General features: G+C 46.7%; 16 protein-coding genes. 13 read left to right on the top strand and 3 right to left on the bottom strand.

Annotated elements, in window-relative coordinates:
* Positions 1 to 135: 135 nt before the first annotated feature.
* Entirely contained in the window at positions 136 to 804 is a 669-nt protein-coding gene (gene tctD / locus Xkoz_RS00115; RefSeq protein WP_099140187.1) for a transcriptional regulator TctD, read from the top strand.
* Complete coding sequence (locus Xkoz_RS00110) at positions 801 to 2234, top strand: sensor histidine kinase (RefSeq protein ID WP_099140186.1); 1434 nt, start codon at positions 801 to 803, stop codon at positions 2232 to 2234. The genes tctD and Xkoz_RS00110 overlap by 4 nt, the downstream gene beginning before the upstream one ends.
* On the opposite strand, the gene Xkoz_RS00105 is transcribed toward Xkoz_RS00110, so the two are convergent.
* A complete protein-coding gene (locus tag Xkoz_RS00105; RefSeq protein WP_099140185.1) occupies positions 2184 to 3086 on the bottom strand; it encodes a DMT family transporter in 903 nt (300 codons plus the stop codon). The two genes, Xkoz_RS00110 and Xkoz_RS00105, sit on opposite strands and share 51 nt — an antisense overlap.
* 250 nt (positions 3087 to 3336) lie before the next feature.
* On the opposite strand from Xkoz_RS00105, the gene Xkoz_RS00100 reads away from it, so the two are divergent.
* From Xkoz_RS00100 to Xkoz_RS00045, 11 genes are all read left to right on the top strand, one after another.
* Positions 3337 to 4116, top strand: coding sequence for an AraC family transcriptional regulator (locus Xkoz_RS00100; protein WP_099140184.1), 780 nt, complete (start codon positions 3337 to 3339; stop codon positions 4114 to 4116).
* Positions 4117 to 4266: 150 nt separating this feature from the next.
* Positions 4267 to 5394 (top strand): 4-phosphoerythronate dehydrogenase PdxB, encoded by a 1128-nt coding sequence (gene pdxB / locus Xkoz_RS00095; protein ID WP_099140183.1) that lies wholly within the window; start codon positions 4267 to 4269, stop codon positions 5392 to 5394.
* Positions 5395 to 5462: 68 nt separating this feature from the next.
* Entirely contained in the window at positions 5463 to 6473 is a 1011-nt protein-coding gene (locus tag Xkoz_RS00090) for an aspartate-semialdehyde dehydrogenase (RefSeq protein ID WP_099140411.1), read from the top strand.
* Entirely contained in the window at positions 6473 to 7312 is an 840-nt protein-coding gene (truA, locus tag Xkoz_RS00085; protein ID WP_099140182.1) for a tRNA pseudouridine(38-40) synthase TruA, read from the top strand. The genes Xkoz_RS00090 and truA overlap by 1 nt, the downstream gene beginning before the upstream one ends.
* 46 nt (positions 7313 to 7358) lie before the next feature.
* Positions 7359 to 8057, top strand: coding sequence for a DedA family protein (locus Xkoz_RS00080; protein ID WP_099140181.1), 699 nt, complete (start codon positions 7359 to 7361; stop codon positions 8055 to 8057).
* Positions 8058 to 8190: 133 nt separating this feature from the next.
* Positions 8191 to 9138 (top strand): acetyl-CoA carboxylase, carboxyltransferase subunit beta, encoded by a 948-nt coding sequence (accD, locus tag Xkoz_RS00075; protein WP_099140180.1) that lies wholly within the window; start codon positions 8191 to 8193, stop codon positions 9136 to 9138.
* The gene (gene folC / locus Xkoz_RS00070; protein WP_099140179.1) at positions 9131 to 10429 is read left to right on the top strand and encodes a bifunctional tetrahydrofolate synthase/dihydrofolate synthase; all 1299 of its coding nucleotides are present in this window, start codon (positions 9131 to 9133) and stop codon (positions 10427 to 10429) included. Before accD ends, folC begins: the two co-directional genes overlap by 8 nt.
* Positions 10419 to 11087, top strand: coding sequence for a cell division protein DedD (gene dedD, locus Xkoz_RS00065; protein WP_099140178.1), 669 nt, complete (start codon positions 10419 to 10421; stop codon positions 11085 to 11087). Before folC ends, dedD begins: the two co-directional genes overlap by 11 nt.
* A 260-nt stretch (positions 11088 to 11347) precedes the next feature.
* Positions 11348 to 11836 carry a colicin V production protein gene (gene cvpA / locus Xkoz_RS00055; protein WP_099140176.1) on the top strand — a complete coding sequence of 163 codons (489 nt, stop codon included), beginning with the start codon at positions 11348 to 11350 and terminating at the stop codon, positions 11834 to 11836.
* 32 nt (positions 11837 to 11868) lie between these two features.
* Complete coding sequence (purF, locus tag Xkoz_RS00050; RefSeq protein ID WP_099140175.1) at positions 11869 to 13386, top strand: amidophosphoribosyltransferase; 1518 nt, start codon at positions 11869 to 11871, stop codon at positions 13384 to 13386.
* A gap of 148 nt (positions 13387 to 13534) precedes the next feature.
* A complete protein-coding gene (locus tag Xkoz_RS00045) occupies positions 13535 to 14113 on the top strand; it encodes a UbiX family flavin prenyltransferase (protein ID WP_099140174.1) in 579 nt (192 codons plus the stop codon).
* 118 nt (positions 14114 to 14231) lie between these two features.
* Here Xkoz_RS00045 and Xkoz_RS00040 read toward each other — a convergent pair whose 3' ends face one another.
* Complete coding sequence (locus Xkoz_RS00040; RefSeq protein WP_099140173.1) at positions 14232 to 14633, bottom strand: DoxX family protein; 402 nt, start codon at positions 14631 to 14633, stop codon at positions 14232 to 14234.
* A gap of 32 nt (positions 14634 to 14665) precedes the next feature.
* A complete protein-coding gene (locus tag Xkoz_RS00035; protein ID WP_099140172.1) occupies positions 14666 to 15577 on the bottom strand; it encodes a TIGR01777 family oxidoreductase in 912 nt (303 codons plus the stop codon).
* Positions 15578 to 15687 lie beyond the last annotated feature (110 nt).

The raw sequence follows: 15687 nt of genomic DNA, 5'->3' as shown, positions 1-15687 counted from the left end.
TACATTTTTATGTTAATTATTTGTTTGTGCAGATGTTTTTTGTTAACCCGTAAGCAATTGCTAAGACTTAATATTGCAATTGTGTAATAACTTCGCTTTATTTCTCTGGTTAATTTTTAACAATAGGTATTATTTATGCGGCTCTTATTGGTTGAAGATCACCCAGAATTATCACATTGGTTACAGAAAGCACTGAATAGTTCTGGGTTTGTGGTTGATCTGGCTGAAGATGGTATTGTTGCCGATCAGCTTTTGCAGACGGAAAATTATGCTTTGTTAATTCTGGATGTTGCCTTGCCCAGATTGGATGGCCTGTCCCTGTTATCGCGGTTGCGTAAGCGTGGCCAAAACTTACCCGTACTGTTATTGACGGCCAAAACCGATGTCACGGATCGTGTGAAGGGATTGAATTCTGGTGCTGATGATTACTTGACCAAACCTTTTGATTTCCAGGAGCTGGAAGCCCGCATTCGTGCCTTGTTGCGTCGGAGTTCAGCCATACCACAAGAACCACAGAAATTTGGCTCACTGGCTTATGAAGGCGAAGGGTATTTCGTCTTGAACAATGTACCGTTGGCATTGACGCCCAGAGAACTGTCTGTCCTGACAACACTATTTTATCGCCGAGGGCGTCCGGTCTCTAAACAGCAACTGTTTGAGCAGGTATTTTCTCTATCAGAGGAAGCGAATCCACAAAGCATAGAGCTGTATGTTCACCGATTGCGGAAAAAATTACTTAACAGTGATGTTGGGATCAGGACATTACGTGGCTTGGGGTATCGATTGGAGCAGTTGCTACAATGAACTCTCTAAAAATACCACGGTCGTTATTCCATCAATTGCTGCTGTTTTTTGGCGTTCCCCTACTGTTACTGGGCTGTGCTTCTGTTTATGGCCAGTATGTCAGTGTAAAAAATGCAGCCATGCTGGCCTATGACCGAACACTGCTTGCGTCAGCAAGAACTGTTGCGGAACGTCTGACTGTTCGGGATCAAAACCTGATCGTCGATGTACCTTATGTGGTTCTGGACAGTTTCGAGCGCAATATCAATGATCGTTTGTACTATCAAGTTATTTCCCCGGAAGGAAAAACAATTTCCGGTTATGACGATCTTCCTCGAATACCGCAGCATCTCCAGCGTTCCCCCTTGTATACCGCATTGGCCTATTTTTATGATGCGGAATATCAGGGGCAGTCTATACGCGTAGTGGGGTTGTACCAGCCCATTAATGAAGGCAACATGATGGGTATGGCGTTGATCTTGGTGGCAGAAACGGTGACTTCCCGTCAATATATGGCCGACCAATTACTGCTGTCTTCACTGGTTAATCAGGGCGCCGTCGTATTATTGACATTGCTCCTTGCTTACATCCTGCTCAAGCGCCTGCTTAAACCGTTGCGAAAACTTTCTGGCATTATGAGCCACCGCTCCGCGAATGATCTCACATCACTGCCAAATATTTTACCCTGGTCCGAACTTGCCCCATTGCTTCAATCGATTAACCGATATATTGGACGGTTGAGATTGATGGTTGAACGCCAAGAGCGCTTCAGTGCGGATGCTTCCCATCAACTGCGGACACCTTTGACTGTATTGAAAACACAAGTCGTCGTGGCTCGTGGCAACCAAGATCCAAAACAGCGGGATAGCATACTGGCGGCGATTGATAAGAGTTTGGATAACATGATCTTGCTGACCGCTCGCCTGTTGCAACTTTCACAACTTAAGATGCATGAAAAAGAGGCAATACAAAATTATCAGCCAGTCAATATCGTAGGGTTGTTGCAGCAAGTCTGCTTTTCCCGCTTACAGCAAGCAGAAAGCAAAAATATTGACTTAGGTTATGAAGGGGAAGAGGCCTTGTGGATCAAAGGCGATCCGTTATTGTTAGCCGAAATGTGCGCTAACTTGCTGGACAATGCCATCAAATACAGCCCGCAAATGGGCGTGGTGACGGGAAGGGTAACCATCATGTCGGACAAAAAACGGGGTTGCCTTGAGATCGACGATTCAGGACCCGGTATCGCCCAGGCAGATATTCGTCAATCTCTTATGGCGTTTAACCGTTTGGACAACGCGGCTGGGCTGGAGGGGGCGGGATTAGGGCTGACCATTGTTAAAGAAATTTGCCAATACCACAATGCCACTCTCCAGCTTTTACCCAGTGAAGCGCTAGGCGGGTTACTGGTGAGAATTGTATTCAGGCTTTCTGCGGGTGAGCGGGATACGTAACTGTTGTGCAAGTATGACACCGGCCAGAACAATGCCTCCTCCAATTAAGTGATAGCTGTGCATCTTTTCATGCAGAGCGACGATAGCAATGACGGCCGTAAAAACGGGCGCCAGATTCATAAAAATAGACGTCATGTTTGCGCCGATGCGAACAACACCCTGTATCCATAAATAGGGGGCAATAATGGAGGCGGGAATGCCGGCAAACAGAACAAGGGAAATATTATCGTCCGTTAACTGAATATTGTCCGTCATCATGAAATTAGGCAGGAGCAATAAAACGCCAAACCCAATTTGTACATAAAGAGATTGCCAGTTAGGTAATGGAATTGCCCAGCGTTTAGTCAACACCCCATACAAGGCATAAGAGGCTGCGGCAATAAACATCATCACTTCGCCAATACCCAGGCCATGTTGCAATAGGGAAGCGGGTTCTCCTTTGCTGACCAGCCACACAAGGCCGAACAAAGACAGAACCGTACCAAGGGTAATGCCAACCGTAGGGGTAACCCGCAAGGCAAAGATACTGATAATGACGGTTAATAAGGGGACCAATGAAGTGAAAATCCCGATGATTGTCGCACTGACGGTATGGGCTGCGTAGTAGGCCAGGCTTTGGTTAAGTACCATACCCAGGGAGCCTAAAATCAATAACTTCCACCAATATTGGGCGACGATTTTCCGCTGCCTTAAGATCGGCAATAAGATGAAAGGGGTTAAAGCCAGAAAGGCAATAAACCACCGATAGAAAGCAATTGCAGCGGGTTCAATAAGGGTGGCAGCCGCTTTGCTGACAACGGCATTGATTGACCAAATCAGCACAGCGACGAAGGGGAATAATAAGTTTTTCATTGAGGGAAATGATTTCTATGAGTCTATTGTCTGTTTAGTGTATCAATGACCGATTTATTATATATATTGATAATCAGACAACAGGTGTGTCAATTAAGACAAGATATCAATAAGATCCCAAAATTGTCGGTCATTTCCTTACTCCTCGCGCAGCGAGGAGTAAGGAAAGCGCATACTTTGGGTGTATTGCTATGATGAAAATCTATTTATACCCTTATTATTTTATGGATAAAAAATTGCGGGAGTAAAAATGTTCGGTCGAGAGAAGACGAATCAAGCCATATTTGAGTCAGTCATACCAGAGACACTCTCTTTTCGTGATGAAACATTGAGCGCTGATACTGAATGTCGGTTACATGCACATCCTTTCGGTCAATTAATTTATGTCGTTTGTGGTGTCATGGAAACGCAAGTGGGGGCGCAGCGCTTTCTTGCTCCGCCGGAATTTTGTATCTGGATGCCGAAAAATACCGCCCATTCGAGTTATAACCACAAAGAATTACGGTTCTGGATCATCGACATTTCCCCCGAATGGAGTGATTCCTTACCGCAACACCCCTGTATTATCCGATTGAGTGGCATCTTCAATGCGATTATGGTGAATTTTTTTGCACGAAATATCCGGCAGCCGGAAACAGAAAAAGATCGGCGGTTGGCACAAGTATTAATCGATCAGTTGGCGTTGTCACCAAAGCAATGTACCTATTTACCTTCCTCAAAAGATAAGTTGCTTGCCCCAATACTACAGATGCTGGAACGCAATCCGGCGGATAACACCTCCTTAGCGGAGTGGGCCAAAAAGCGTTATACCTCCGAAAGAACGTTATCGCGGCGTTGTAAGCAAGCATTGGGAATGTCATTTAGTGAATGGCGGCAGCGGTTGCGTTTTCTGCATGCCATCTCCTTATTGGAACAGGGAAAAAGTATCCACGAAATCGCGTTTGATGTGGGCTATAGCTCATCATCAGCCTTTATTGCCATGTTTCAGCAACTTGCCGGTACAACGCCAGAACGTTTCAGAAAAGGCTGACCTGATAGCAAAAATCACCTGTCCGTTATTTTCTTACTGGGCGGTTAATGAAGCGATGGCTTAAAAGATAAGGCGGAAGGCATATAGGTTTTATGTGGATAAAGTGGCAGAATAGCGGATCACGCCCATGTAAGCCATTGGATGAGAAAAGTGAAAATCTTAGTTGATGAAAATATGCCTTATGCTGAACAACTCTTTCAGCAATTAGGAGAAGTGCGGGCAATTCCAGGACGCCCAGTACCTGCCGGGGTTTTGGAACATGCTGATGCCTTTATGGTCCGGTCTGTCACTAAAGTCAATGAATCCCTGTTGCAAGGCAGTTCGGTGAAATTTATCGGGACTGCCACGGCGGGAATGGATCATGTTGACCAGCAATGGTTGTCCCAGGCCGGCATTGGTTTTTCCGCCGCGCCTGGGTGCAATGCCATTGCTGTGGTTGAATATGTATTTTCGGCACTGATGTTATTGGCTGAGCAAGATCAGTTTCAGTTAAAAGATAAAACGGTCGGCATTGTGGGTGTTGGCAATGTCGGGGGGCGTTTAGCTGATCGATTGGCAGCTTTGGGCGTGAAAACCTTACTGTGTGACCCTCCTCGCGCAGATCGTGGTGATGAAGGGGAGTTTTGGCCTTTAGAAAAATTGGTACAGGAAGCGGATATATTAACTTTCCATACACCGCTTAATCAATCAGGCCCCTATAAAACCTATCACTTAGCCGACGCAGAATGGCTTTCTGCATTACCGGACAACCGAATTTTGATTAATGCCAGCCGTGGTGAGGTGGTTGATAATCAAGCGTTACTTTCCGTATTACAAAATGGAAAAAAATTACGTGTCGTGCTTGATGTTTGGGAAGTAGAACCTAACCTTTCTCTGCCTCTATTAGCCTTAGTTGATATTGCGACTCCCCATATTGCCGGCTATACCCTGGAAGGCAAAGCGCGGGGAACAACTCAGGTTTTTGAGGCCTATTGTGAGTTTCTGGGACAACCTCGCAAGACTGAGTTGGCTGATTTGTTGCCGACTCCCGATTTTAGTCAAATCACGGTACGAGGAGAAGTGACGCAAAGCATCCTCAAGCGTTTGATGCATTTAGTGTATGATGTGCGCCGTGATGATGCCCCCTTACGTCAGGTTGCGCATCAAGAGGGCGCTTTTGATCAATTACGCAAATACTATCCCGATCGTCGGGAATGGTCTTCCCTGACCGTACATTGTGACTCAGAAGAGAGCGCACAATTACTGTCCAGGATGGGATTTAATGCAAAAGTGGTTTAATGCGGGCAGGGTTCCCTGCCCGTCAGCCAAATAAAAGTAGCGGAATAAGAGAAGTGGAGAAAACCAACATGTCAGAGGGTTGGAGTATTGCGCTTTTAGGTGCAACAGGCGCAGTCGGTGAAGCGATATTGGCGTTATTACAGGAGCGTCAATTTCCGGTTGGTGAACTGCATCTTCTTGCCAGCGAACAGAGTATTGGAAAGATCCAGCGTTTCAACGGAAAAAACCTTACGGTTCGCGATGCGGCAGAATTCGACTGGTCACAGGTACAGCTCGCTTTTTTTGCCGCGACGATGGAAGTCACTGCCCAACATATTGAAAAGGCAACCGAATCGGGTTGTTTGGTGATTGATAGTAGCGGTTTATTTGCCGCAGAACCCGATGTGCCTCTGGTTGTTCCCGGCGTTAACCCATACGTATTAGCGGAATATCGTAACCGTAACATCATTGCCGTGGCAGATAGCGCAACAAGCCAGGTTTTGACGGCCATTAAGCCATTGATCGATGCGGCTGGCATTGGCCGTTTACATTTGACCAACATCTTGCCGGTTTCCGTTCATGGTAAAGCCGCCATTGACGAACTGGCAGGCCAAAGTGCGCGTTTATTAAATGGCATTCCACCGGATGAAGATCGTTTTAGCAAGCAGTTGGCTTTCAATGTCCTGCCTTTGCTGCCCGATGCCGAAGGCGTGGTGCGTGAAGAGCGCCGTATTGTCGATCAAATTCGCAGAATATTGCAGGATGAAGGATTACCGGTTTCTGTCAGTTGTGTCCAATCCTCTGTTTTTTATGGCATTGCCCAAATGGTGAGTGTGGAAACACTGCGTCCGGTTGGTATAGAAGAAGCTCGTAGTGAATTTGAACGTCTCGAAGACATTCAGGTTTCCGAAGAGGGGGATTACCCGACGCCGGTCACTGACGCGTCAGGCACGGATAGTTTGAGCATCGGCTGTCTGCGCAATGATTATGGCATGCCAGAGATGCTGCAATTCTGGTCAGTTGCCGATAATATCCGTTTCGGCGGTGCCTTGATGGCGATTGAAGTTGCAGAAAAACTGATGCAGGAGCAATTTTACTGATGTCTGATACAGAGCTAAGCCAGTCTGTGCCAGAGGCAAAGAAAGTGAAAATTGCACTGGGGATTGAATATGACGGCAGTCGATATTATGGTTGGCAACGTCAGCAAGAAGTGAAAAGTGTGCAGGAATGCCTGGAAAAGGCGCTATCGAAAGTCGCGAATGCGCCGATTTCAGTTTTTTGTGCGGGTAGAACGGATGCAGGGGTACACGCGACGGGGCAGGTTGTGCATTTTGAAACCTCGGCTCAACGTAAAGACGCCGCCTGGACAATGGGAGTCAATACCCACTTGCCACCAGATATTGCCGTACGTTGGGTTAAAACGGTGGATAATGAATTTCATGCCCGTTTTAGCGCAACCGCTCGCCGCTATCGCTATGTGATTTTCAACCATCGCTATCGTCCAGCGGTATTAGCACACGGCGTTACGCATTTTCATTATCCCTTGGATGAGAAAAAAATGCATGCAGCGGCACAGCGCCTGTTGGGCGAAAATGACTTTACCTCTTTCCGGGCGGTGCAGTGCCAGTCCAATTCACCGTGGCGCAATATGATGCATATTAATGTCAGCCGGCATGGGCATTATATTGTCGTGGACATTAAGGCGAATGCCTTCGTGCATCACATGGTACGCAATATCGTTGGCAGCTTGCTGGAGATTGGTTGCGGTAATCAGGATATTGGCTGGATGGCCGAACTATTGGCACTGAAAGACAGGACAAAAGCGGCAGCGACTGCCAAAGCTGAGGGGTTATATTTAGTTGCCGTGGATTATCCTGAACGTTTTGGTTTACCTGAACCTATTATGGGGCCGCTGTTTCTGGCAAATAATCTAATCTGACATTTTCGAATAGTGACAGGGATGTTGGGTTATCACGAGGAATATTATGGAGTTTTTAACTCATTTTGTTGATTTTGCGAAATTCATTGTCGATTTTATTTTACACATTGATGCCCATTTAGCGGAGTTGGTGGCGAATTATGGTGATTGGGTTTATGGCATCCTGTTTCTGATTATATTTTGTGAAACCGGTTTGGTGGTGACGCCATTTTTGCCAGGGGACTCTTTGCTGTTCGTGGCAGGCGCACTTTCTGCATTAGATTCCAATGACTTGAATGTACACATTATGGTGGCTTTGATGATTACGGCCGCGATTATGGGGGATGCGATAAACTATACCATTGGCAGAATTTTCGGTGAGAAGTTATTTACTAATCCAAATTCAAAGATTTTCCGCCGTAGTTATTTAGATAAAACCCATGGTTTTTATGAAAAACATGGTGGAAAGGCCATCATCTTGGCGCGGTTTGTCCCCATTATTAGAACGTTTGCACCGTTTGTAGCAGGAATGGGGAAAATGTCTTACCGCCATTTTGCTGCTTATAATGTCATCGGTGCATTTATCTGGGTGCTATTATTCACTTATGCCGGTTATTTATTTGGCGATATGCCAGTCATACAGCAAAACCTGAAATTATTGATTGTTGCAATTATTTTTATTTCTATTCTGCCGGGTATCATAGAAATTTGGCGCCATCGGCGTGCTGCATCGAAAAAAGCAGCCGGTCGCGCAGCAGACAGATAAATAGAAGATAGATAAATCGATAACCGTAAACAGGTTTGAGCAGTTTTTTATCCACACTGCAATGGCATTGTGGTTTAATGGCACGTAAAACAAAAGCTGGCAACAGCCAAATTTCAGACGGAAAGGTTCATTAATGAGCTGGATTGAAAAGATTCTAAACAAAAGCAAAATAATGCAAACTCGTAAGGCAAGCATACCTGAAGGAGTTTGGACAAAATGCGACAGTTGTAGTCAGGTACTTTATCGTGCTGAATTAGAGCGTAACCTTGAAGTGTGTCCAAAATGTGACCATCACATGCGCATTTCAGCCCGTAATCGATTGAAGGCATTTTTAGATGCAGACACGGGTACAGAATTAGGCAGTGAGCTGGAACCTAAAGATATCCTGAAATTCCGCGATACCAAAAAATACAAAGATCGCTTAGCGGCCGCCCAGAAGCAGACGCAAGAAAAAGATGCACTCATCGTCATGAAAGGTAAGCTGCATGAGATGCCCGTCGTGGCCGGTGCCTTTGAATTCAATTTCATGGGTGGCTCAATGGGCTCTGTTGTTGGCGCCCGTTTTGTGCGTGCGGTTGAACAGGCTCTGGAAGACAACTGCCCGTTTGTTTGTTTTACCTCCAGTGGTGGCGCACGTATGCAGGAAGCGTTGATGTCGCTGATGCAGATGGCAAAAACCAGTGCTGCGCTGGCAAAAATGCAAGATCGGGGTTTGCCTTATATCTGTGTATTGACCAACCCAACAATGGGCGGGGTAACGGCAAGTATGGGGATGCTGGGTGATATCAATATCGCTGAACCTAAGGCATTGATTGGCTTTGCCGGCCCGCGTGTCATCGAGCAGACGGTGCGTGAAAAATTGCCGGAAGGCTTCCAGCGCAGTGAATTCCTGCTGGAGAAAGGCGCGATCGATATGATTGTTCGCCGTCCGGAAATGCGCGATAAGGTTGCCAGCCTGCTTGCAATGTTGACCCATCAGCCGCATCCAGGCACAAACGCCGAGCCAGTGGAAACCATCGTCATTGAACCTGCTGATGTCGAAGCGGATATAAACATCAATCCTAATAAAGAAGATGTCTGATAATTTGCAAATTCCTCAAGCCACGTCGCCACTGATGACGTGGCTTTCCTATCTGGGAAACCTGCATACCAAAGCCATTGATATGGGGCTTGAGCGTGTGGGTAAACTTGGCCGTCAGCTCGGTTTATTAAACCCGGCACCTAAAGTCATTACGGTGTCAGGCACTAATGGCAAGGGAACCACTTGCCATACCCTTGAGTCTGTTTTTCTGGCCGCAGGGCTTAAAGTCGGCGTGTACAGTTCCCCGCATTTAATCCGTTATACCGAAAGGGTGCGTATTCAGGGTAGGGAAGTCGCAGAACAAGATTTCTGCCGTGTCTTTGCGGCAATTGAAGCCCAGCGTGGCGATATCTCATTAACCTATTTTGAGTATGGAACCTTGGCCGCATTACAGCTTTTTAAAGAAGCTGATCTTGATGTCGTGATTTTGGAAGTTGGGTTGGGTGGCCGTTTGGATGCCACTAATATCGTCGATGCCGATATCGCCGCCATCACCAGCATTGCGCTGGACCATACCGATTGGCTGGGCGCGGATCGCGAACACATTGGCCGTGAAAAAGCCGGTATTTTCCGTCGTGGGCACTTTGCCGTGGTGGGTGAACAGGATATGCCTCACTCCATTGCTGACGTCGCAGATGAACTGGGCGCTAAACTTTTTCGTCGAGACGTTGATTGGCATTTCTCACAGAATGAAAATAGCTGGAACTGGCTGGGCGGTCATCTGCAATTCAATGAATTACCGTTACCCAATGTGCCGTTAGCCAATGCCGCGACGGCGATGGGGGTCATTAACTGCTTGTTGCAGCAGGATGATAAAGTCAGCCGTGCCATTGATGAGCAGGCAATCCGTGCAGGATTGGAGAATGCGCAATTACCGGGGCGTTTCCAAATGGTCAGGGAAGCTCCGCGGGTCATTCTGGATGTGGCTCATAATCCACATGCTGCGGGTTATCTGGTGCAAAAATTGGCAGAACTGCCTCGCGCACCAGACAGTAAGATCCGTGGTGTGGTTGGCATGTTGGGAGATAAAGATATCGCCGGTACACTTGCCTGCCTTTCCCAGCAGATTGATGAATGGTACTGCGCATCACTGGATGAACTGAGGGGAGCTGAAGCCGAAGTGTTGTCCGGGCATCTGGTGCAAGCCCGAACATTTTCCGAAGTGAGAGCCGCATGGCAGCAGGCAATGGAAGACGCATCGGTGCAGGATATCATCGTGGTTTGTGGCTCTTTCCATACGGTTGCTCATGTCATGGAAGTACTGGAGGAGGGCAAGGAAAGTGGCCAGTAAATTTCAAAATCGTCTGGTTGGCACCATCGTCCTTGTCGCATTGGGTGTGATTGTGCTGCCGATGATTTTTGATGGCGATAAGAAATATAACGAAGATCAATTTGCTTCGATTCCTCTGGTGCCAAAACCGGGTGATGAAGAAGATATTGACTCTATCTCACCATTGGCACAAAACATGCCATCGACACCGCCCGAAGGTGCAGCGCAAGCGATGCAATCACAGGAGACAGAACCGGATATAGACGCGCTGATAACCGCCCCTCCTGTGACGACTACGCAAGCGCCTAAGGCAACTGATTTTTCTCCTCCACGGAAAGTGGAGACGAAACCGCAGGTCAAACCTGAACCGCGTAAACCTGAACCCCGTATTGAAAGCAAGCCAGAGACTCAATCGAAGCCTGCTGAACAAGCCCCCCAGGCAACGGCATATGTTATTCAACTTGGCGCATTAAAAAATGCGGGTAAAGTTGAAGAGATAGTGGCAAGGCTGCGTCTTTCTGGGCATCAGGTCTATACCGTTCCGTCTTCTCCGGCACAAGGGCAATTAACCCGGATCTATGTAGGGCCGAATGGATCAAGACAGGCACTGGAATCCAGCTTGTCTGAATTGAAGGAACTGACGGGCTTACAAGGACAGATTAAAAACTATCAGCCATAATCAGATTGGCACTTATGGGAAGTAAAAACTTCCCATGATCACACCAAAAGCGCCATCACGGGGCTTATAAGGGTTCAAAATGACAGGTGATTTTCCATTATGGAAACAGCAGTTAAAAATTGACCCATTACAGCGAATGCTGTTTGTTTACCCGCCAAAATTTATTTTCAGTAGAGTGATGAATCTACTACGCAAACGTTTTCGTTTTCTGTTAAAATGCGCCCGACTTGAATGTCGGGGGCCTGTTTTTGGATTAAAAAATGGTCTGGATTGATTATACGATTATTGCCATCATTGGCTTCTCGGCACTGGTTAGCTTGATTCGTGGTTTTGTTCGCGAAGCGCTCTCCCTGATAACATGGGGTTGTGCTTTCTTTGTTGCAAGCCATTTCTACACTTATCTGGCGGCGTATTTTACCCGCCTGGAAGATGAATTAGTGCGCAATGGGGTGGCGATTGCTATCTTATTTATTGCAACACTGATTGTTGGCGCGGTAGTCAACTATGTCATTGGTTCACTTGTCCAGCGAACGGGCCTGTCAGGTACTGATCGGGTTTTGGGGATCTGTTTTGGGGCTTTGCGTGGCGTCTTGGTTGTGTCTGCTATTTTGTTTGTTGCAGACTCTTTCACGCCACTGCCTAAGAGCCAGGATTGGCAACAATCGCAACTGATCCCACAGTTCAGTCAAATCATCAGGTGGTTTTTTGACTACCTACAAAGTGCGTCGAGTTTCCTGCCGGAGAGATAGCGCTCTCCGCTTAGCTGATGAGGAAAGGCTACATGTGCGGTATTGTCGGTATCGTCGGTTTTACACCGGTTAACCAGTCGATTTATGATGCATTGACGGTGCTTCAGCACCGTGGACAAGATGCAGCGGGTATTGCAACCATTGATGGTAACAATGAGTTTCGTTTACGTAAGGCTAATGGTTTGGTCAAGGATGTGTTTGAAACACGGCACATGTTACGTTTACAGGGAACCATCGGAATTGGACATGTCCGTTATCCCACGGCGGGCAGTTCCAGTGCATCTGAGGCGCAGCCCTTTTATGTGAATTCTCCTTTTGGTATCACGTTGGCGCATAACGGCAATCTGACAAACGCACATGAATTGAAAAAAATGCTGTTTGAAAATGCCCGCCGTCATGTCAATACCACCTCAGATTCTGAAATCCTGCTGAATATTTTTGCCAATGAATTAACCCAATTTCCACTTTTCCCATTAGAGCCTGATGACATTTTCTCGGCAGTCTCAAACATGCATAAAAAGATCCGTGGGGCTTATGCTTGCGTTGCCATGATCATTGGGCATGGCGTGGTGGCTTTTCGTGATCCGCATGGTATTCGCCCGCTGGTGTTGGGCAAGAGGACACTGGAGGATGGCCGCAACGAATACATGGTGGCCTCGGAAAGTGTGGCACTGGATACATTAGGTTTTGAATTCCTGCGTGATGTCGCTTCCGGGGAGGCGATTTATATCACGGAAAACGGGCAACTGTTTACCCGCCAATGTGCGGAAAACCCATCATTGACACCTTGTTTGTTCGAGTTTGTTTATTTCGCCCGGCCGGATTCCTTTATTGACAAGGTTTCGGTCTATAACGCACGGTTGCGGATGGGGCGAAAATTAGGGGAAAAAATTGCCAGAGAATGGGAAGACTTGCACATTGATGTCGTGATTCCCGTACCGGAAACCTCGTGTGATATCGCACTCGAAATCGCCCAAATTCTGGATAAACCCTATCGTCAGGGATTTGTTAAAAATCGTTACGTAGGGCGTACTTTTATCATGCCCGGCCAGCAGGAGCGACGTAAATCCGTTCGCCGTAAATTAAATGCTAATCGCGCTGAATTTCGGGGTAAAAATGTCTTGCTGGTGGATGATTCCATTGTGCGCGGCACCACTTCTGAACAGATTGTTGAACTGGCGCGGGAAGCGGGAGCCAAGAAAGTTTACTTTGCATCGGCGGCACCGGAAGTTCGTTTCCCGAATGTTTATGGTATTGATATGCCCAATGCCAATGAGCTGATAGCCCACGGCCGGGAAGTGGATGAAATTCGCCAGATCATTGGGGCTGATGCCCTGATATACCAAAACCTGCATGATCTTGTCCAAGCGGTTCAGGAAGAAAACCCCGATATTGAAAAATTCGAATGCTCCGTATTCGATGGCATCTATGTTACGAAAGACATTGACCAGCGTTACCTCGATTATCTGGAAAACTTACGTAAAGACGATGAGATGAAAGTGCGTGGACAGAGCGAAATAGAGGATCTGGAAATATATAATGAAGGATAATATTGTTATTATCATTCAGTTATATACCAATCCAACTTCAAGTTGCCGTTTGCAAACCAATGAGAGTGTTTATCTTTCCCCGCGGCGCGGGGAGAGATAAGGTTCATCTTGAAAGGCGACTGGTATAGCCAGGATCTCAGAGGAAAACATGAAAAAATTGATTGTCGGGCTGACCGGAGCAAGTGGTGCGATTTATGGCGTCAGGTTACTGCAAGTTTTGCAGTCAGTCGAAGGCATTGAAACCCATTTGGTGATCAGCCAATCAGCCCGGCAGACTCTGGCATTGGAGACGGATTATACGTTGCGAGATGTACAGGCTCTGGCTGATGTTGTACATGACAATCGTGATATTGCGGCCTCCATTTCCTCTGGATCGTTTAAGACATTAGGGATGGTGATTTTACCTTGTTCCATAAAGACCCTATCCGGTATTGTGCACAGCTACACTGATGGTTTAATTACCCGTGCCGCCGATGTTGTTTTGAAAGAGAATCGTAAGTTAGTGTTGGGGGTGAGGGAAACCCCCTTGCACTTGGGGCATTTGCGGTTAATGGTGCAGGCCGCCGAAATTGGGGCAGTCATCATGCCCCCTGTTCCCGCCTTTTATCATCGTCCTGAACATCTTCAGGATATTATCGACCAGACCGTTAACCGTGTGCTGGATCAATTTGAGGTTGACTTGCCCGCCGATCTATTTTGCCGTTGGCAAGGCGCTAAGTTGATTTGATCAAGCCAAGAGAGAAAACCGGTTAATCCAATCGGATGATGTCGATTCTATATTTAATGTTGAATTGCGTTTTTATCGGGTGGTTAGTCATTTCTGCTACCCGCTATGCCTTAAGTTTCTATGCCTTAAGTTTTTTTCTTAAATGGCTCGCAATCGCCGTTGCCAACAATCCCCCGATCACCGTGGTGTGTTCGAGCGCAAAATAGAGTGAGACTTTGGCGTATTCGCCAGAAAAATGCCAAAACGTATGGACAATAAAAATCGTCAACAACAGGAAGGTAGCCAGTGCACCGGCACCAAGCCAGACAAAGCGATCGAATAAAATCAATAGGGAGCCAAAAAGTAAGACAATCGCCGAGGCGATATTAAAAAACCAATCCGGGTGTAAACCCGCCGCCCGCATTTCTGCCAAACTGCCTTCAAAATCGATAACCTTGGCCAGCCCGGATGAAACGAAAATAACTAAAAGCAGTATTCGAGTTAAAATAATAAACAAGAAATGCTGTTGTGAATCAATCACAACAGCATATTGTCTTACATTGATTTAAACGATCAAACGCTATCTTTTGCTTTTAGGACATCCTGTAGCGCTTCCTCCAGTTGAAAATACCGGAAACCAAATCCGGCTTCTTCCAGTCGTTTGGGAAGGGCTTGTTGCCCACCTAAAACTAACTCTGCGGCTTCTCCCATCATGGCTTTTAACACAAAGACAGGAATGCGTATAAAAGCAGGGCGATGTAATACACTGGCGAGTGTGGCACTAAACAGCTCATTACTAACAGGGTAAGGGGATGTCATATTAAAGGGACCCTGTAACTCAGATGATACCAGCAGGTAATAGATACCATTGACCATGTCATCAATATGGATCCACGGCATATACTGCTTGCCATTGCCGATTGCACCCCCTAAACCTAACCGAAATAGCGGCAACATTTTTGGGAGTGCTCCCCCTTCAGGAGCCAATACAATGCCTGTACGTAACAAACATACGCGGGTTTTGTCACTTTTGGCCTGTAGGGCAAGCTGTTCCCAACGTTCACAAAGCCGATGGGCAAATTCATTGTGAGGAAGATCATTTTCAGTCACCACGGATTGTCCCTGATCGCCATAATAGCCAACGGCTGAACCGGAAATAAACACCGATGGCGGAGATTGACTGGCCTTGATCAGCTTGCTCAGTTGTTCAGTAAGCTGCCAGCGACTGTGGCAAAGTTTCTCTTTTTGTTTTGGTGTCCATCGCTTATTGATAATTGGCTCACCGGCAAGATTGATCACCGCATCAAAGCCATCAAGATCGGGCTGGTCATTGAGGGTTGTCCAACATTCAACGCGATCAGAAAACAGAGAATACACCTTTTGCGGTGAACGACTCAAAATGGTGATGGAGTAAGAGAGTGAAAGCAGTTGGCAGGTCAAACGATGACCAATCAATCCTGTCCCTCCCGTCATTAAGATCCGCATAGCCACCCCCTGTAACAAAGGATAATCATCTATTGACTATAAACAAGGGATGGCTTAAGTGACAGAGAAATATGTTGCTATATGTTACAAATATCAAATTTTATAGTGAA

Source organism: Xenorhabdus kozodoii, assembly GCF_002632875.1.
GTDB lineage: Bacteria > Pseudomonadota > Gammaproteobacteria > Enterobacterales > Enterobacteriaceae > Xenorhabdus > Xenorhabdus kozodoii.
The sequence above is the reverse complement of the archived record's forward strand: the minus strand, read 5'-3'. Positions and strand labels throughout refer to the sequence as shown.